Annotated in this window: 13 protein-coding genes and 1 pseudogene; 7 read left to right on the top strand and 7 right to left on the bottom strand. The window is 70.4% G+C overall.

What is annotated here, in order from left to right:
- Positions 1 to 59: 59 nt before the first annotated feature.
- Complete coding sequence (locus ACWGR4_RS31345) at positions 60 to 1,373, bottom strand: tannase/feruloyl esterase family alpha/beta hydrolase (protein WP_452132668.1); 1,314 nt, start codon at positions 1,371 to 1,373, stop codon at positions 60 to 62.
- 372 nt (positions 1,374 to 1,745) lie between these two features.
- On the opposite strand from ACWGR4_RS31345, the gene ACWGR4_RS31350 reads away from it, so the two are divergent.
- The 3 genes from ACWGR4_RS31350 to ACWGR4_RS31360 all read left to right on the top strand — a co-directional run bounded on the left by ACWGR4_RS31350 (position 1,746) and on the right by ACWGR4_RS31360 (position 5,700).
- A complete protein-coding gene (locus tag ACWGR4_RS31350) occupies positions 1,746 to 3,008 on the top strand; it encodes an esterase/lipase family protein (RefSeq protein ID WP_452132667.1) in 1,263 nt (420 codons plus the stop codon).
- 11 nt (positions 3,009 to 3,019) lie between these two features.
- On the top strand, positions 3,020 to 4,081 hold the full coding sequence (locus ACWGR4_RS31355) for an alpha/beta fold hydrolase (RefSeq protein ID WP_452132666.1): 1,062 nt from the start codon (positions 3,020 to 3,022) through the stop codon (positions 4,079 to 4,081).
- Between the two features lie 236 nt (positions 4,082 to 4,317).
- Positions 4,318 to 5,700: a hypothetical protein gene (locus ACWGR4_RS31360; RefSeq protein WP_452132665.1), complete on the top strand. Its 1,383-nt coding sequence runs from the start codon at positions 4,318 to 4,320 to the stop codon at positions 5,698 to 5,700.
- Between the two features lie 68 nt (positions 5,701 to 5,768).
- On the opposite strand, the gene ACWGR4_RS31365 is transcribed toward ACWGR4_RS31360, so the two are convergent.
- The 4 genes from ACWGR4_RS31365 to ACWGR4_RS31380 all read right to left on the bottom strand — a co-directional run bounded on the left by ACWGR4_RS31365 (position 5,769) and on the right by ACWGR4_RS31380 (position 9,721).
- Positions 5,769 to 6,644, bottom strand: a complete 876-nt coding sequence (locus tag ACWGR4_RS31365; protein WP_452132664.1) for a glutamate ABC transporter substrate-binding protein — start codon at positions 6,642 to 6,644, stop codon at positions 5,769 to 5,771.
- Between the two features lie 301 nt (positions 6,645 to 6,945).
- Complete coding sequence (locus ACWGR4_RS31370; protein WP_452132663.1) at positions 6,946 to 7,500, bottom strand: hypothetical protein; 555 nt, start codon at positions 7,498 to 7,500, stop codon at positions 6,946 to 6,948.
- Positions 7,497 to 8,951 (bottom strand): ATP-binding protein, encoded by a 1,455-nt coding sequence (locus tag ACWGR4_RS31375; RefSeq protein ID WP_452132662.1) that lies wholly within the window; start codon positions 8,949 to 8,951, stop codon positions 7,497 to 7,499. Before ACWGR4_RS31375 ends, ACWGR4_RS31370 begins: the two co-directional genes overlap by 4 nt.
- Positions 8,952 to 9,013: 62 nt before the next feature.
- The gene (locus ACWGR4_RS31380; RefSeq protein WP_452132661.1) at positions 9,014 to 9,721 is read right to left on the bottom strand and encodes a response regulator; all 708 of its coding nucleotides are present in this window, start codon (positions 9,719 to 9,721) and stop codon (positions 9,014 to 9,016) included.
- A 303-nt stretch (positions 9,722 to 10,024) separates the two neighbouring features.
- Between ACWGR4_RS31380 and ACWGR4_RS31385 the strand changes: the two genes are divergently transcribed.
- Positions 10,025 to 10,813: a polysaccharide deacetylase family protein gene (locus ACWGR4_RS31385; RefSeq protein ID WP_452132676.1), complete on the top strand. Its 789-nt coding sequence runs from the start codon at positions 10,025 to 10,027 to the stop codon at positions 10,811 to 10,813.
- A 36-nt stretch (positions 10,814 to 10,849) separates the two neighbouring features.
- On the opposite strand, the pseudogene ACWGR4_RS31390 reads toward ACWGR4_RS31385, so the two are convergent.
- Positions 10,850 to 12,138 (bottom strand): annotated as a pseudogene (locus ACWGR4_RS31390) (acyltransferase family protein).
- A gap of 101 nt (positions 12,139 to 12,239) precedes the next feature.
- A complete protein-coding gene (locus ACWGR4_RS31395) occupies positions 12,240 to 13,088 on the bottom strand; it encodes an SGNH/GDSL hydrolase family protein (protein WP_452132660.1) in 849 nt (282 codons plus the stop codon).
- Positions 13,089 to 13,292: 204 nt separating this feature from the next.
- On the opposite strand from ACWGR4_RS31395, the gene ACWGR4_RS31400 reads away from it, so the two are divergent.
- From ACWGR4_RS31400 to ACWGR4_RS31410, 3 genes are all read left to right on the top strand, one after another.
- On the top strand, positions 13,293 to 14,234 hold the full coding sequence (locus ACWGR4_RS31400) for a YihY/virulence factor BrkB family protein (RefSeq protein ID WP_452132659.1): 942 nt from the start codon (positions 13,293 to 13,295) through the stop codon (positions 14,232 to 14,234).
- A 263-nt stretch (positions 14,235 to 14,497) separates the two neighbouring features.
- Positions 14,498 to 16,039, top strand: coding sequence for a M4 family metallopeptidase (locus ACWGR4_RS31405; RefSeq protein WP_452132658.1), 1,542 nt, complete (start codon positions 14,498 to 14,500; stop codon positions 16,037 to 16,039).
- Between the two features lie 287 nt (positions 16,040 to 16,326).
- A complete protein-coding gene (locus ACWGR4_RS31410) occupies positions 16,327 to 16,998 on the top strand; it encodes a FadR/GntR family transcriptional regulator (RefSeq protein ID WP_380006313.1) in 672 nt (223 codons plus the stop codon).
- Positions 16,999 to 17,041 lie beyond the last annotated feature (43 nt).

A 17,041-nucleotide genomic window follows, 5' to 3' on the forward strand; every position in this document is an offset into this window, starting at 1 on the left:
GTCGGGCCTGCGGATGCGGCGGTGTCGCCCGGCGCGTATCGAGCGGCCCCGACCGGGGGTCACCACGTGCCGATGTCGCCGTCGTCGACGTCGTCGTTCCAGGCCACCGTGCGGTTCGACGGCGGGTTCGTGCCGTGTTCGACCCAGTCTTCGAGGGCCTTGAACACGGTGCGGTACGCGGGTAGGAGCGGACGCAGCCGAGCGGGGAAGAGGTCGCAGAACCCGTCGACGTGGTTGCCGCCTTCGATGCGGTACTGGCGGTGCAGCCGGCCGCGACCGGCGGCGGCGACGAGGTCGGCGTAGCGGTCGGAGTGCAGCGTGATGGGCAGGAACGCGTCGAGGGTCCCGTGCAGGGAGAGCAGCGGCTTGCCGATCGCCCCGGTGAGCGCGACCCGGGCGACGGCCTCGTGTACGGCGCGGGGGCGGTTCGGGTAGTCGTAGTCGGCGTCGCTGCCCGCTTCGCCGGGGCCGGCGAAGGGGACTCCGGCGGGCGGTAGACCCGGGCCGGGGTGGTGCGGGTCGAAGACGGCCCGGTATGTGCGTTGGGTGGCATCCCAGTAGGTCCGGTGGTGGATGTCCCACAGGAACTCCGAGCCGGCCGGCAGCCCCGCGTCGATCAGCCGTGCCGCCGCGTCCGGATCACCGCCGTCCCGGTAGCGCGGATAGTGGGCCAGGGCCGTCGGCAGGTAGGTGAACAGGTTGGGTCCTTCGGCCAACCACAGCGGGCCCTCCCAGTCCACGCCGCCGTCGTACAGGTCCGGGTGCCGCTCCAGCTGAGCGCGCGTCAGGTAGCCGCCGTTGGAGATCCCGGTGACGTAGGTGCGGTGCGCCTCCGTGCCGTAGTGGCGGCGCACCACCAGGCGTGCGGCTACGGCGAGTTCGTACAGGCGCCGGGACCAGTCGACGAGCGCGTCGCCGGGGCGGCGCCCCGCGGTGTGGAAGTCGGGGCCGGAGTTGCCCTTGTCGGTGGCCGCGTAGGCATAGCCGGCGGCCAGCGCCCCGTCGGCGATGATGCGGTCGGTGGCGTATTGGCGGCGGATCCCCGGGGCGGCGGTGACGACCAGTTTGCCGTTCCAGTCGTCGGGGAGGCGCAGTACGAACTGCGCGTCGTGGTGCCAACCGTGATGGGGATTCAGCCGGGTCTCGGCGGGGAAGCAGCCGTCGATCTGCAGCCCCGGCACCGGACGTTCGGGCCGTGGGGTCCCGGACGCGTGCAGGTTTTCCCAGTCCGCGAGGACGGTGTGCCCCGTGACGGCGGTGCCGACGGTGGTCAAATCCGCGAGGGGCACGACCTGTTGGCGTTCGGCTCCCGGCACGTGGACCGTGCGGCCGGTGTCGACGCGCACGGCGCCGCCTTCCGTGGTGTCCGCCATCGCCGGCTCCTTCGGAGAGTGGTGGGATACGCCCGTACCGCGCGGGAGCGCCATGCCGGGGCGCCGCGCCGGAGCGCCGCGCATCCGCACGACGGTACGGGCGTACCCGGATGTCGTCCATGGCGACGAGCCACACATGTCGGCGCCCGGGCATGGTCGCGGAGCACACCGGCCGCCGGATCGGCCGCCGGCGCACGGCGATTGCACCGGCGCACGGACCGGTACGTCGTCGCTCGGTCGACCCCGGACCAGGGGTGTGACCCACACCTCCGGCCGCTCGTCGTGTGGGCCATCCTCATGGGCCCGGCCCACGTGTCCCGCCTACCGTGTCGGGGCGGGCCGCTCCGGGCCCGCCGGGCGGAGGAGTTGACGATGGTGCGGAAGTCGGGCGGCTGGATTCTCGCGGTGTTGCTCGCGCTGCTGACCGGGCTCGTCGCAGCGCCGGCCGCCTCGGCCGCGGCGCCGGCCTACCTCACGATGGAGGCGAGCTACACCTCGCCGGCCAACGGCTGGGAGCGCGTCGAGCGTTATCTCGACACCACCGCCGGTTTCCACCAGGAGCAGTACCCGCCGGACGGTCGCGGTGACCAGGACGGTCAGCGCCTGACCTTCTTCGGCGGGGTGAAGCAGCCGTATTCCGGGCGCTTCCTGCTCTACTCCGCGCCCGGCTGGAACAGCGGCGCACACCAGGTGCCGGTGCTGCTGGTGCACGGCGCCAACGACAACCCGGACCGGGCCTGGGCCAACCCGGGCGAGTCGGGCGGCTACGGGTGCGGGACGGCGTCCTGCCCGAACACCGGTCTGATGCAGTACCTCTCCACGCGGGGATACCGGGTCTTCGCCATCGGCTTCGCGCACAAGCAGGGCGACAACCTGATGCAGGCTCAGGAGGTGGGCGACGCGGTCGCGTTGATCCGCGCCCGGTTGGGCGTTCCCCAGGTGGATCTGGTCGGCTGGAGCAAGGGCGAGATGTCCACCAGGGCGTACGTCTCCTCGGTCAAGCCCTCCTGGGGGCGGCCGTACGCCGGCGACGTACGGCGGCTGGTCACCCTGGGCGGCCCCAACGGCGGCTACGACTACCCCTTCGCGCACGGCTGGGCGCACGATTTCAGCATCTGGCCGGAGTGCGGCGGCAAGGTCAACGCGCCCTCGCCGCACCTGCGCATGACGTGCTACGGGACGTATCAGGCACACCCGGAGTACGCGTTCACCCCGACCGGCGGCTACGACGACTACCCGGGGCAGCGGCAGATGTTGGCCCGCTGGGACGGTACGTACGGGGTCGACCAGAGCCAACAGGACTGGTACACCACGTACTACGGCGGCCAGGGGTTCTACACCGACGGCACCGGCATCCAACCCGCCATCGCCGCGGGCTCGTTGATCACACCGCTGCACCAGGCCGGCATCCCCGCCCAGGTCCGCACCTTCCTGCTGGCCGGCGGTACACCGAGCATCCTCGGCATCTTCAACGAGAACCGAGGGCCCAGCGACGGCGTGGTCTTCGTCTCCAGTGCCCTGGACACCACCGGAGTCGGTACGGTCGGCGGGACCGCGCTGGTCGCCGGCGCCAACCACCTCGAACTCGGCTGGAACACCACGGTCGCGGCCAAGGTCGCCGGCTGGCTCGACTGAAGGAATCAAGGATGCTGCTGCCCACCATCGCCGCCGGTCGGATCGCGACCTCCCGGCTCACCGTCAACTGCCTGCAGATTGAAGGACGTTCCGGTGAGCCGGTGGTCTTCGTGCACGGCAACGTGTCGTCCTCGCTCTTTTGGCGACAGGCGATGCTCGAACTGCCCGCGCACTACCGGCCGATCGCGCTCGACCTGCGCGGCTTCGGCGACACCGACCCGCTGCCGGTGGACGCGACCCGCGGCCTGCGCGACTACAGCGACGATCTGAGCGCGTTGATCGAGGCGCTCGACCTGGGCCGGGTACACCTGGTCGGCTGGAGCCTGGGCGGAGGCGTGGTCCTGCAACAACTGCGGGACCACGCCGAGCGGTTGCGCTCGGTGACCCTGGTCAACCCGGTCTCGCCGTACGGGTTCGGCGGCACGCACGGGATCGACGGCCGGCTGAACAGCCCGGACGGCGCGGGCTCCGGCGGCGGCGCCGCGAACCCGGAGTTCGTGCGGTTGCTGGCGGCCGGCGAGACCGGCGGGGAGTCACCGCTGTCACCCCGCGCGGTGTTCGACGCGTGCTACGTCAATGCGCCCGTGGAGCCGGCCGACGCCTATGTCGCCTCGATGCTCACCACCCGGGTCGGCGACGACCACTACCCCGGCGACTCCCGCACCAGCGAGGTCTGGCCGGGCCTGGCTCCGGGCGACCGCGGCGTGCTCAACTGCCTGGCGCCGACGCACTTTCGGATCGACGACCTGGAACTCGCCGAGGCCCGGCCCCCGGTGTTGTGGCTGCGGGGCTCGGCCGACGTGATCGTCTCGGACACCTCGCTCTTCGACCTGGCCCACCTGGGCGCACTGGGCGCCGTTCCCGGCTGGCCCGGCGCGGAGCACTGCCCGGCCCAGCCGATGATTGCCCAGACCCGCGCCGTCCTGGCCCGCTACGCGGCGGCCGGCGGCCCGGTCCGGGAGGCGGTGATCGAGGGCGCGGGCCACAGCGTGCACATCGAGCGCCCCAAGGAGTTCCTGACGGAACTGCTCCGGGTGCTGCACGAGGCCACCCCCGAAACCCCGGCCGGGTGACGCCCCGCGGGCAGCGTGCGGCCGCGGGGCCCGGATGTCACATGTGTCCCCGGATCGTGCCGTTCCGGTAACAGCGGCCGGCGAGCGCGGTTCGCGGCTTTAGGGTCGTGATCACAAGCACGGCGCCGCCGTCGGGTACCCGGCACCAGGGGGGTTACGGGTACCCGCGTCACATACACGGCGGCGTCGTGGTCCGCGACAGACACCGAACTGGGGGGTTCACGGTGCGTATCACCATGCCGCGTCGCGCTGCGACCAAAGTTGTTGTACCGCTGACCGCGCTCGCGCTCTTCGGCCTTACGGCCTGCGAAAAGTCGGGCGGCGACGCCAAGGACGAGCCGTCCGTGTCCGCTTCGACATCCGCCGACAGCGGCAAGGGGGACAAGAACGCGACCCCGGCGACGGACCGGCAGTTGTCCGCGGTCCTCATCGACGGCAAGGACCTCCCCGCCGGATACGGCGGCGGCAAGGTGTCGAACGAACGGTCACCGGACAAGCCGGGCCAGGTGGTCAGCCCCGCCGAATGTGTGGCGCTCGGCAGCGGCGGCACGTCGCACCCGGTCGGCCACGCCGAGCGGTCGTACGCCCTCGCTCCCGCGGACCCGGAGTCGGACGACTCGGTGCGGGTGAGCCTGTCCAGCGCGCCGCGCGATGTGCTGCAAAAGCAACTCGACGACGGGATCAAGGCGCTGAGTTCCTGCGCGCACTACACACTCACCGAAGGCGGCGACGTCACGACCTTCGCCGTGACCGACGTCAAGGTCGGCGTGCGGGGCAAGGACAGCGTCTCGTACAAGGTCGCGGTTTCCGGCAACGGCCGACTGCTCGGCACCGCCGTCAACACCCTGGTTCTCCGGGGCACCACCGGTCTCGCCGTCACGTCGTTCGCGACGCCGGGCAAGGGCGACCCCGCCGATACCGGCCCGTTCGTGAGCGCCCAGCTCTCCCGGCTCGACAAGATGCCTCCGGACACGGGGAGTTCCCCGTCCGAGCCGGTGCGGCCCACGGCCAAGCCTTCGGCCACGCAGAGCGCCGAGAGCAGGACGATGCCGACCGCCGACACACTGACGGCGGCCCTGCTCAACGCGCAGGAGATTCCGGCGGAGTACTCGGCCGAGGCCCCGGAACCCGCGACGCCCGAGGCCGCACCCCGACTGTCCGACCCGCGTTGTGCACCCTTGATGGACACCTCACTGGACCAGCGCACCGCCGCGATTCAGCAGAAGTATCGCAAGACGACCCTCGACGCGACCGTACAACCCACCGAGGGTGTGGTCACCGAACTGTCGAGCGGCCGACACGCGGTGCTGAAGCAGGAGTTCGACGCGTACGTCGCGGCGCTCAAGGTCTGCTCGTCGTTCTCCGAGACCAACGACGACGGCACGGTCGACCGGTACACGATCACCGAGGTCTCCGTCGGACGCAACGGCGCGGACACCGTGGCGTTTCGGATGCGCGACGACCACCCCACGAACGGACGCCTGTACGCCTACCTCGTGGTGGCCGTGAAGGGCAACGTCGCCATGCAGATGGCGTCGTTCGCACAGGCCGGCCCGGCCGAGGTGCCGTCCGCGATGATCACCGGCCAGCTGTCCAAGGTGGCCGAGATCGCGGGCTGACGACCCGTTGGGTGAGGCGAGATGCCCGGGCGGCGGGCCGTGAGGTGGTCGACCTCGCGGCCCGCCGCTCAGTCCACGTAGCGGGCGGGGGGTGCAGCCGCGGTGGGGTCGGAGAGGTTCGCGGCCAGCCACTTTCGGTAGGAGACCATCCATGGGCTGTTCGGGCCGCCTGCGCGGTAGTTCTCCAGGATCGCGTTGACCCGGCGGACGAGGTCGGTGTCGTTGAGGTTCATCGCGACGCCGTACAGCGTTTCGTCCAGGCGTGGTTCCAATACGCGGATCATCGGGTCCTGTGCGGCGAGTCCCGCGGCGAGTGAACCGTGTGTGAGGATCGCGTCGGTCCGACCCTCCTGTAGGCGCACCAGGCAGTCGAGATGGTTGTCGGAGAGGTCGACGATCGCACCGAGGTTGGCCTGTGCCAGCACGTCCACGGCCGTGGTGCCGGCGCCCACGCACACCCGCCGTCCGCGCAGCGACGCGTCGAATGCCTGCACGGGCGATCCCTTGGGTACCACGAGTTGCTGGCCGCTGCGGAAGTAGACGGTGGAGAAGGCCACTTCGGTCTTGCGTTGACACGTGATGGTCATCGTCCGCACCATCACGTCGACGTCCCCTGCCCGGAGCCGCGGTACCCGCTGGTCGGGGGACATGGTCACGAACTTGACCCGGGCGCCCGGGCCCAGGATCCCGCGGGCGATCGCCCACACGATGTCGATGTCGAACCCGACGACCTCGCCCGTCGCCGGGTCGACGGACCCCCACAGGTAACTGTTGAGATCGACGCCCGCGACCAGGAGTCCGCGCTGCCGGATCCGGGCGATCGCCTGCCCGTCGTCGGCGTTCGTCGGCCGCAGACTGGCCCACGGATCGCACGCGGGCGGCGGCGCGGCCGGCGGCGTGGCGGGTGGTGTCGCCGCCGGCGCTCCGACAACCGCCGCGGGCAACGGGCGCCGCGTGGGCGGGGAACCACCGCACCCGACCGTTAGCCCCATGAGTACGACCACCACCAGACATCCGGCCGCCACTCTCACCGGTTGTAAGCCCATCGCCCGCCACGTCCTCTCCGTACGGCGCCTGTCGGAGGCGCCGCGCGCACGATCCGCACACGACCCCCGTTTCGATCGACACCATCGTTGCGTGCCGAGGGGAGGCAGGTGTGGGTATCTCCCCATGCGGATTGCCGGTTCACGGCCGCTGTCCGTTCTATGGCGACATGGTGACCCGCCCGGGCCCCCGGCCCGAGGTTCAGCCGGATCGGCTCGCCGGGGCAGTGGGCCGTTCGGGCTGCGCGTTGTAGCCGGCGATGTCGCAGTGCAGCGGGCCCCACACGCCCGGCTTGCCGAGTTCGCGAAAGTTGACGTCGACGTCGGTGGCGGCTTGGCCGCCCGGAACGCGGGCGTTGGCCGCGGTGCAGGTGAGTTGATGGATCGCGTCCACCGGCACGCGGCCGGCGTCGAGCGGCAGCGTGAGCGTGACGCTGCCGTCTCCGGTGTCGACGTCGACCCGGCCGGCCACCTCCGCCAGGGCGGTCGTAAATCCCCGCCGCTGTTCGGCCTCGGTCGGTCCCTTCAGGAGCAACGCGATCGCCTGGCCGGGGTCGAGGGACGTGTCGGTGGGTCGGGACACGGCTCGGACACCGTCGGAGGTCGAGAAGAACAGGCGCGTGCGGTCGGGGGCGGCGCCGACCTGGGGAACGCCCCTGGCCGGGGGGCCGACTCCGTGTGGCGTCGTGGTCGAGATGCCGCATCCGGCGACGAGGGCGGCCATGACGGCGGCGGTCACGGTGATGGCGAGCTTCACTGGTCCTCCGGATGTCGGGTGTCCGGCACGACGACCGGTGGTACGAGCGGGAGTTCGATGGTGAACACGGTGCCCTCGCCCGCGCTGGAGGCCGCGCGCAGGGTACCGCCGTGCAGGTGGATGTTCTCGCGCGCGATGGCAAGTCCCAGGCCGCTGCCGTCGGATCGGGTCCGGGCCGAGTCGGCCTTGTAGAAGCGGTCGAAGATGTGCGCGAGTACGGCCGGATCGAGGCCGGGGCCGTGGTCGACGACATCGACGGCGACCCGGTCGTCGGCGCGGCGCAGCACGACCCGGACGGGGTCGCCGCCGTGCCGCAGCGCGTTGCCGACCAGGTTGGCGAGGGCGACGTCGAAGCGTCGAGGGTCCAGGACGACTCGGATCCCGTCCGGGAGTTCTGTGTCGACCCGGTCGCTCCAGCCGCGGGCGCGCAGGGTTCGGCGTACCGAGCCGGCGACGTCGACCTCGTCGGTGTGCAGGACCGCGGCGCCCGCGTCGAAGCGGGAGATCTCCATGAGGTCGTCGACCATGCGCGCGAGTTTGCGGGTCTCCTCGGCCACCAGGCGCAGTGCCTCGGAGGTGTCGGGGTCCAGATGGGCGGTGTCCTCGTCGAGGACCTCGGTGACGGCGACCATCGCCGCGAGGGGGGTGCGCAGTTCGTGCGAGACGTCGGCGGCGAACCGGCGGGCGCCGGCTTCGAGGCGGCGCAGTTCGGTGGCGTCGCGTTCGATGGTGTCGGCCATGGTGTTGAACGTCGTGGTCAGATCCGCAAGTTCGTCGTTGCCGCGGACGGGGATGCGGGTGTCGAGGTCGCCCTCGGTGATCCGGTGCGCCCCCGCGCGCAGCCGCCGTACCGGGCGCAGCACGTGTGCGGCGGCGACGAGCGCCGGGACGAGGGCGAGTCCGACGGCGGGGATCGCGCCGTAGCGGGCCGCGGTGACCAGGGCGTGGATGTCGGCCTGTTCGCCGCGCAGCGACATTTCGGCGTACACCACGATCCGGGTGGGGGTGCTCTCGGGCCCCGCGTGGAGGATCGGCATGCCGACGACCAGCCACGGGCCGCCGGGCCGCGCGACGCGCTGGGCCACCGCGCCGTTCTTCCGCAACACCGCGGATCGCAGGGCGGCGGTGATCGCGCCCGGATCGCCCGGCGCCTCGGCGGGGACGAGCGGGCCGTCCTGGTACGACACGTGCGTGCGCCAGTTGCGCGGGGTGCCCGCGCGGTTGAGCAGTACGGTCAGCTCCAGCAGGTTCTCGGCACTGGGCGGATACGCCAGATCGGGTGCGCGCGCGTCGAGTTGGGCACGCAGTTCGTCGGTCGCGGCGTCCTCGGTGCGGTCGAGGATCGCGTCGCGGGCCTTGTCGAACGTCAGCGCGGAGGTGATCAGCGCGCTGAACGCGGCGACCAGGACAAACGCGACGATCAGCCGGGGGCGCAGGCCACGCAGCGACAACCGGCGTCCGCGAGCGCGCGGCGCCCCGCGCGCGGAACGCGCGGTGGACCCGGTGGACGTGGTCACAGCGGACCGAAGCGATAGCCGAATCCGCGAACCGTCTGCACGTAGCGGGGGCGGCGCGGGTCGTCCTCGACCTTCCCGCGCAGGCGCAACACGCACGCGTCGACCAGCCGGGCGTCGCCGGCGTAGCTGTGCTCCCAGACCCGTTCGAGGAGGATGTCGCGGCTGTACACGCGCCCGGCGGAGGCGGACAGGTACAGCAGCAGCTTGAGTTCGGAGGGCGCGAGGGTGAGTTCGGTTCCGTTCTTGGACACGATGAGCGCGGCCCGGTCGATCGTCAGGTCGCCGTACCGGTCGACCCGGGGCGCGATCGGGTCCCCGGCGATGGGGTCGTCGGGGTCGGCGGGAACTGCGCGGCGCAGGGCCGCCTTGACGCGGGCGCCCAGGACCTCGCCGCCGGCCGGTTTGACGACGTAGTCGTCCGCGCCCGCCTCCAGGCCGACCACGACGTCCATGTCGTCGCCGCGCGCGGTGAGGATGATGATCGGGAGTTGGTGTCGCTCCCGGATCCGGCGGCACACCTCCAGGCCGTTCATGCCCGGCAGCATCAGGTCCAGCAGGACGAGGTCGGGGCGAAAGTCCTCCAGCGTGGCGAGTCCGGCCTCCCCGGTGGGCGCGACGGCGACCTCGTGGCCGCGTCGCCGCAGTGCGATGGCGACGCCTCTTTGGACCGCGGGGTCGTCTTCGATAAGCAATACGCGTGGCATGGTGGTGACAATTCCCTGCTGAGTCGTCCCGACGGATCATATGGATTATGTGGCAGTCGGCGGTGCCGTTCGACTTTACGACGGATTGCGGGGTATCAAATCCGGCGCCTGTTCGTACAGCTCAGAGCCTCGTTGACCACCATATGGTCCCGGGATGACGGCTCCGTGCGGGATATGTGACGAGACGATGACAGCCTCCGGTTTCGATACCCGAACGTGTTTGGCTCGGCGAGCAGTCGAACCAGGACCCGGGATATCGAGACAGGAATACCCATGACGATCGGTGGAATACGTCGCGGCGGCATGGCGAAGGGCGTGGGTGGGGCAATGGCCCTCGTCGTGACCGCAGCGGCTCTCGCGAGTTGCGCCGGCGGCTCCGACGGACCGGCGAGGCAACGCGTCGGCGACACCCACCAGGCGGCCCGCCCGGTGCCGGGCACCGCCGATGCCGAAACGCCGACCGACCCGCGTTCGACGGAGAGCGGCAAGGTCGATCCATCGATCTCGCGGCACTCGGAGGACGGCGGCAAGTCGGTCGACCTCACTCTCGACGACGGCCCGGACGCCGTGTGGACGCCCCGCTTCCTGGATCTGCTGAAGAAGCACAACGCCAAGGCCGTGTTCTGCGTCCTGGGACCCGCCGCCAAGGCCAACCCCGAACTGCTCGGAAAGATCGTCGACGCCGGCCACCGCCTGTGCAACCACTCGGTGCATCACGACACCGGCATGGACAAGAAGCCCGTCGACTACCAGACGCAGGAGATCCTCGACGCCAAGAACATGATCGACCAGGCGTCGGGAGGCCGACGGATCTGGTACCACCGCGCACCCGGTGGCGCGTTCACCCCGGAAAGCCGCCGGGTCGCCGCCGATCACGGCATGCGGCCCCTCGGTTGGAACGTCGACCCGAGCGACTACCAGCGCCCCGGAGTCGACACCATCGTCACCCGCGTCCAACAACAACTGGCCAAGGGTCCCACCGTTTTGATGCACGACGGGGGCGGCAATCGCGAACAGTCCTTCCAGGCCCTCGAGAAGCTCCTGGCGTGGTTCGACGAGCAGGGTTACCGGTACAGCTTCCCGCAATCGTGAACCTGCTTCGATCACCGGTCGTCGTGTCCGGAACCGTCAATATTCGTCGACCAGTTGGGTGACATCCACGGAGGCCGCCCCGCCGTGCGGCTCCGGTACGACCGCCCACAGGGCGGCCATCGCGGCGAACGTGGCCACCAGGGCAATGGCCCCGGTGCGCCCACGCGCCCACCGGGCCCGGAAACGGATCGGATCCTCCACCAGGAGCTTGGAAAGTACGGCGGCGGCGACGGAAACGACCACGATGACGGCGGTCCGTCCCCAGCCCGCGAAGCCGAGGCGTTCCTTGTCCAGCAGCAGATAAGCCGGCCAGTGCCACAGGTGAGGCTGTACGAGATCAGACCGGTCCAGCGCATCGCGGCGCAGCCCAGGACCCGGCCGACGGGGCTGCCCGGTGCCCGGGTGAGGCACGAGACGAGGACCGCGGCGGCCAGCGCGTGCAGGAACATTCCCCCCTGGAACAGTGACGGGGAATCCTCTCCGTCGGCCAAGACCCAGTACGCGCCGATGCCGCACACCAGGGCGAGCGAGATCCATCCGGCCGGGCGCTCGCCCAGTCGGGCCACCGCGCGAGTGGCCGGCCCGGTGGCCATCAGCGCGCCCAGGAGCAGGGAGAAGGCGCGCGTGTCGGTGCCTTCGTACACTCGGGTGCTGTCGATCGGATCGGCGAGGTGGAGCATCAGCACGAGCGAGGCGAGGGCCCCCGTCGCCGCGACGACGGCGACGTTGCGGCCCGCGTGCCTGCCTCGGGCCACCAGGACCGGGACCAGCGGCCAGAACAGATAGAACTGCTCCTCGACGGCGATGCTCCACAGATGGCTGAAGACGCGGGTGTCGCCGGAGTTCCAATAGCCCATTCGGTCCGCGATGTAGTGCCAGTTGGCGAGATTCGCCACCACCCACGGGCCGTCGTCGAGCGCGTTCCGAAGCAGCGCGGGCGAGCCGAATGCCCATACCGACAGCAGGGTGCCGGACACCATGGCGGCGAGCGCGGGCAGGAGGCGGCGGGCCCGGCGGCCCCAGAACGCGACGAGGTCGATGCGGCCGTTGCGGGCCGCCGCCTCCTTGAGCAGCAGCCCGGTGATCAGGTAGCCGGACAGCACGAAGAACAGGTCGACGCCCAGGAAGCCGCCGCCGAAGTTTCCGGCGTGAAAGAGCAGTACCGCCGCGACGGCCACACCGCGCAGACCGTCCAGTGGCCCGATGTGCGCTCTGGCGGAGGTGGGCGGATTCGCGGCCGTCGCGGGCGGCGTGGGTGGCATGGGCGTTGCGGACGGCGTAGGAACCCGCCGATGGGTACGCCGAGGGGAAGTCTGCGCAGGCATGGGGTAGTTCTCCGAAAGACGCGGGGGCGGAACGAGCCCGGGCCCGTTCCGCCCCTCGATCGAATGTGGCCGGGGGAGGCGAGCGCGTCGCCCCGGGTCGACTACTTGCAGCCGAGGCGTGCGTACACCTTGTCGCCGGTCCACGCGCCGGTGGCCCAGCGGTCCGCCGCCGCCGGTGTGAAGGAGTACTGCCTGCCGAGTTCCTTGCCCAACCAGTGGGCGAACGCGGCAGCGCCCTGCTGACACGAGTGGATGCCGTCGTCGCTGCGCTGCGCCTTGGCGGCGGCGCCGTCGGTGCCCCACAGGGCCGCGGCGTCGAGGAAGTGCACCTTGCCCGGATGCTTGTCCGCCACGTCCTTGGCCGACTTCGGGGCGGACTTGATCTCGGCCTCGTGCGGCTTGTAGAAGTCGTCGATCCGGAACGGCGGCGCGGACACGATGACGAGTTCGGCGCCCGCGTCGGTCACCGTCTTGACCAGTCGTTCGTAACTCGCGCGTTGTTCCTCGGACTTGCCCCAGTCGTAGGTCGTGATCTGGTAGACGACGACGTTGGGCTTGAAGGAGCCGAGTTCCTTGGGCAGTTGGTCCCAGGTGGGTTCGGCGACCTCGCCGATGACGCCACCGCCACCGGCAGCCGCGATCGACTTGAACTCGGTGCCGTCGGCCTTCATCGCCGCGCCCAGCGCGGGGGCCTCGACTTCGCCGATGGAGTCACCCATCCACAACAACTTGGCGAGCTTCGCGTTCTTGTTCCCGACACCGGAGGGTTCCCGGCCGGCGCCGCCCGAGGACGCGGTCGAATCGGCCCGGCCCACGGTGGCCTTGCTCGTGTCGTCCGAGTCATCGCAGGCACCGAGCCCGAGAACGCCGATCGCAGCGGCGAGCGCGATTCCCACGGAAAACGGAACGGCGCGCCGACGACGGACAGAGGGATTGGTCTGGCTGTTCATGCAGCTCAGTAGAACCGCGGAAATCCGCACCCGGAGGCCTCGTCATCGTTTCATCACACCCCGTGAGCGAAACAGTCATCCACCACGACCGACATCGCGGCGGCCGTCGGTGCCGGTCCGCTCGCGAAGTTGTCGGGAGGGGGTGGTGATCCGAAACTCTTCGGTTTTTGCGCTGTATTCGCGGTCGTCGGGCAGAAGTCGCCCATGGGCACAGCGATGCGGGTTCCGGAGACGCGGGACATGAAGGGTGAGGAGTTGTCGGCCGACGAGGCGTGGGCGACGCTGCGTCGGTACGGCGGGTGGACGCTGGTCAAGAACGCGTTCATCCGCTTTCGGTACGCGGACGGGTTCACGCACTCGCGTGCGCTCGCGCTCCAGGCCGTGTTGTCGGTGCTGCCGTTCGCGATCGCCGTCGTGGGTCTGTCCAGGGTCTTGCACACGGACAAATTCGGCATGTTCGTCTCGTCGGTCCTCGGTCGGCTGTCCACCGGCCCCAGTTCGGCCGTCGTGCAGGACACGCTGCGCGACGCGGGTGAGGGCAGCGCGGCAGCGCTCTCCCTGGGGCTGCTGTTCGCGCTGGTCAACGTCGCGACGGCGATGAGTCAGATCGAGCGGGGCGCCAACCGGATCTACGGCGTGGAACGCGACCGCCCGTTCCTGCGCAAGTACGGCCGCGCCGCGGTGATGACCCTCGTGGTGGGCATCCCGATCGGTCTCGGCGTACTGCTGACCGTGGCCGGCCGCGACATCGTCGGAGCGGCCGGCGACGTCTACGGCTGGAGCGACACCCAGCAAACGTTGGGGAACACGATGCGTTGGCCGGTGGGCATCGTGCTCGCGCTGCTCTCGGCGTCCGCGGTGTTCCGGTGGTCGCCGCGCCGTCGCCAACCCGGCTTCACGTGGCTGGCGTTCGGGGCGGCGGTGTACGTGGCGTTGTGGGTGTTGCTGACGTGGCTGCTGGGCCTGTACGTCCGCTTCAGCGGCTCGTTCGACTCGGTGTACGGGCCGCTCAGCGCGTTCGTGTCGTTGATCCTGTGGGCCTACCTGACCTCGATCGCGCTGTTCCTGGGTTTGGCATTCGCCGCACAACTGGAAGCGGTCCGCGCCCATCTCCCCGAACCCACGAAACCCGACCCCGGCGCCTGACGCCATGCCGCGTTCGGGTCGGCGTTCGGGTCGACTCGGCTTTGTGGGCGGGTAGTTGATGGGGGTCGTTGGGGCCGGTGCGGGGTTTTTGACAGATTGTGCCGTGCCGGTTGCGTTTTATTGACGGTCGACTTGTGCCTGTGTGAGCGTTTCGTTCGCTCGGGCACGAACCCGACGCACCTGACGGTCGGTTCCGTTCACCTCGCGGGGCCGGCGCGAGTCGGACTCGTGGTCGAGGCCTGTCCTCCATCCAAGGAGCCTCGATGAAACGCAGCACGGTGACGGTCGGGTCGGTCCTGGCCCTACTCGCCGGCCTCGTGGTCGGTACCTCCCAGTCGAACGCGGCGACGCCTCCGCCCGCGCCCGGATTGGCGGCGGCCGTGTCCGCCGCCGACCGGGCCGCGGCGAGCGGCCTGGACGTCCTGGCCAAGGGCCCCGACGAGAGTTACGTGCGGCAGCAGGTCACCCCGTGGGTCGACAACCTGTACTCCGTGGCCTACGAGCGCACCTACCGCGGGCTGCCCGTGGTCGGCGGCAGCGCGGCGGTACTGGCCGACGGCAACGGCACCGTCCGGGCCGCCCAGTCGGCCACCGATCAGCGGATCGACGTCCCCGTCAAGCCGACGGTCGGCAAGGACGCGGCCGAGAACGTCTCGCGTGCGCAGCTCAAGGTCGTCGAGAAGGTCGACTCTCGACGCCTGGTCGTCCGGGTCCGGGAGGGTGGCGCGAACCTGGCCTGGGAGACCGTGCTGATCGGCAACACCGACACCGCGCCCAGTCGGCTGCACGTCTTCGTCGACGCCCGCTCGGGGCAGCTGCTCGACTCCTACGACGACGTCAAGGGCGGCACCGGCACCAGCCAGTGGAACGGCCCCAACCCGCTGACGATCACCACCAGCGGCAGCGCCGGCAACTACAAGATGACCGACCTGACCCGGCCCGGCCTGTCCTGCTCCGACTACAACGGCGGCGTCTTCACCAAGGCCACCGACACCTGGGGCAACGGCAACGCCGCGAGCAAGGAGACCGGCTGCGTGGACGCCCTGTGGGCCGCGCAGAAGGAATGGAACATGCTCCGCGACTGGCTCGGCCGCAACGGCCACAACGGCACCGGCGGAAGCTGGCCGGTCCGCGTCGGGCTGCCCGCGGTCAACGCCTACTGGACCGGCTCGCAGATCCAGATCGGCCACAACCAGAGCAACCAGTGGATCGCGTCCATGGACGTCGTGGGCCACGAATTCGGGCACGGCATAGACCAGTTCACCCCCGGCGGCGCCGGCTCCGAGGCCGGTCTGGGTGAAGGCACCGGCGATATTTTCGGCGCGCTCACCGAGGCGTACACCAACGAGCCCTCGCCCTACGACCGCCCGGACTACCTGGTCGGCGAGACGGTCAACCTGGTCGGCAACGGCCCGATCCGCAACATGTACAACCCCTCGCAGATCAGCAACAACCCGAACTGCTACAGCGCCTCGATCCCGGGCACCGAGACCCACGCGGCGGCCGGGCCGCTGAACCACTGGTTCTACCTGCTCGCCGAGGGCACGAACCCCGGCGGCGGCAAGCCCAGCAGCCCGACCTGCAACAACACGCAACTCACGGGCGCCGGAATCCAGACCGCGGGCAAGATCTTCTACGGCGGCATGTTGCTCAAGACGAGCGGCATGACCTACAAGAAGTACCGCACCGCGACCCTGAAGTCAGCCAAGGCGCTCGACTCCACCTGCGGCCTGTTCAACAAGACCAAGGCCGCCTGGAACGCGGTGAGCGTCCCGGCCCAGCCCGGTGACCCGACCTGCCCGTGATGCCGAACGCACCTCGATAGGCATCCGACGACAGGCACCCGACGTCCGTTCCCCAGACGAGGCCGCGGCCCCCGCCGCGGCCTCGTTCGCCGTGTCGGGTTCCGCGCATCCGGCGCCGTCGACGGGAGCCGTTCCCGGAACGGTCCCGGGAGATCGGATGGCTGAGGGCCCGAGGGTGTAGGAACGACGCCGCGAGCGGCCGATGGGTGGCGGTCCGACCAGCCCTGTTTTCCGGTGCGCCCGGCCGTCATACTGGAAGTCATCGGACCTCTGGAAGGATCATCGGCATGGCTGTGACGGACGAGGCCATCGACAGGATCAAGGAGATGATCGTCTCCGGGGAGCTGCGGCCCGGCGACAAGCTTCCGAAAGAGGCGGACCTGGCCACCAAGCTGGGGTTGTCGCGCAACTCGCTGCGCGAGGCGGTCAAGGCGTTGTCGCTGATCCAGATCCTGGACGTACGCCAGGGCGACGGCACATATGTGACCAGTCTGGAACCGGGCCTGTTGATGGGCGCGATCGCGTTCGTCGTGGACTTCCACCACGACAAGAGCGTGCTCGACTTCCTCCAGGTCAGACGGATCCTGGAACCCGCCGCGACCGCGCTCGCCGCGGCCCGGATCGACGCCACGGGGATCGCCGAGCTGCGCGGCCTCGCGCAGGTCGACGAGCCGCAGCCGACCACCGAGCAACTGATCGAGCAGGATCTGCGCTTCCACCAGGCGATCGCGGGCTTCAGCGGCAATCCCGTGCTGTGCTCGCTGCTGGACTCGCTGTCCAGTCCCACGATGCGCGCCCGGCACTGGCGCGGCCTGACCCAGAGTGGTTCGTGGGAGCGTACGGTGCGCGAGCACCAGGCGATCGTGGACGCGCTGGAGAGCGGCGACGCGGAGGCCGCGCGGGCGTGGTCGACGGCGCACATCGCGGGCGTCGAGCAGTGGCTGCGCAAGGTGGCCTGACGCGCGGTCGGGCCGGGCCCGGCAGTGCCCGACCCGACCGCGC

The organism is Embleya sp. NPDC055664, from assembly GCF_053618075.1.

Bases quoted from the DNA above. Each gene is read 5' to 3' on its own strand.
- ACWGR4_RS31405 (WP_452132658.1), top strand. From the start codon at position 14,498: ATGAAACGCAGCACGGTGACGGTCGGGTCGGTCCTGGCCCTACTCGCC.
- ACWGR4_RS31350 (WP_452132667.1), top strand. From the start codon at position 1,746: ATGGTGCGGAAGTCGGGCGGCTGGATTCTCGCGGTGTTGCTCGCGCTG.
- ACWGR4_RS31355 (WP_452132666.1), top strand. From the start codon at position 3,020: ATGCTGCTGCCCACCATCGCCGCCGGTCGGATCGCGACCTCCCGGCTC.
- ACWGR4_RS31395 (WP_452132660.1), bottom strand. From the start codon at position 13,088: ATGAACAGCCAGACCAATCCCTCTGTCCGTCGTCGGCGCGCCGTTCCG.
- ACWGR4_RS31385 (WP_452132676.1), top strand. From the start codon at position 10,025: ATGGCGAAGGGCGTGGGTGGGGCAATGGCCCTCGTCGTGACCGCAGCG.
- ACWGR4_RS31345 (WP_452132668.1), bottom strand. From the start codon at position 1,373: ATGGCGGACACCACGGAAGGCGGCGCCGTGCGCGTCGACACCGGCCGC.
- ACWGR4_RS31400 (WP_452132659.1), top strand. From the start codon at position 13,293: ATGGGCACAGCGATGCGGGTTCCGGAGACGCGGGACATGAAGGGTGAG.
- ACWGR4_RS31360 (WP_452132665.1), top strand. From the start codon at position 4,318: ATGCCGCGTCGCGCTGCGACCAAAGTTGTTGTACCGCTGACCGCGCTC.
- ACWGR4_RS31380 (WP_452132661.1), bottom strand. From the start codon at position 9,721: ATGCCACGCGTATTGCTTATCGAAGACGACCCCGCGGTCCAAAGAGGC.
- ACWGR4_RS31410 (WP_380006313.1), top strand. From the start codon at position 16,327: ATGGCTGTGACGGACGAGGCCATCGACAGGATCAAGGAGATGATCGTC.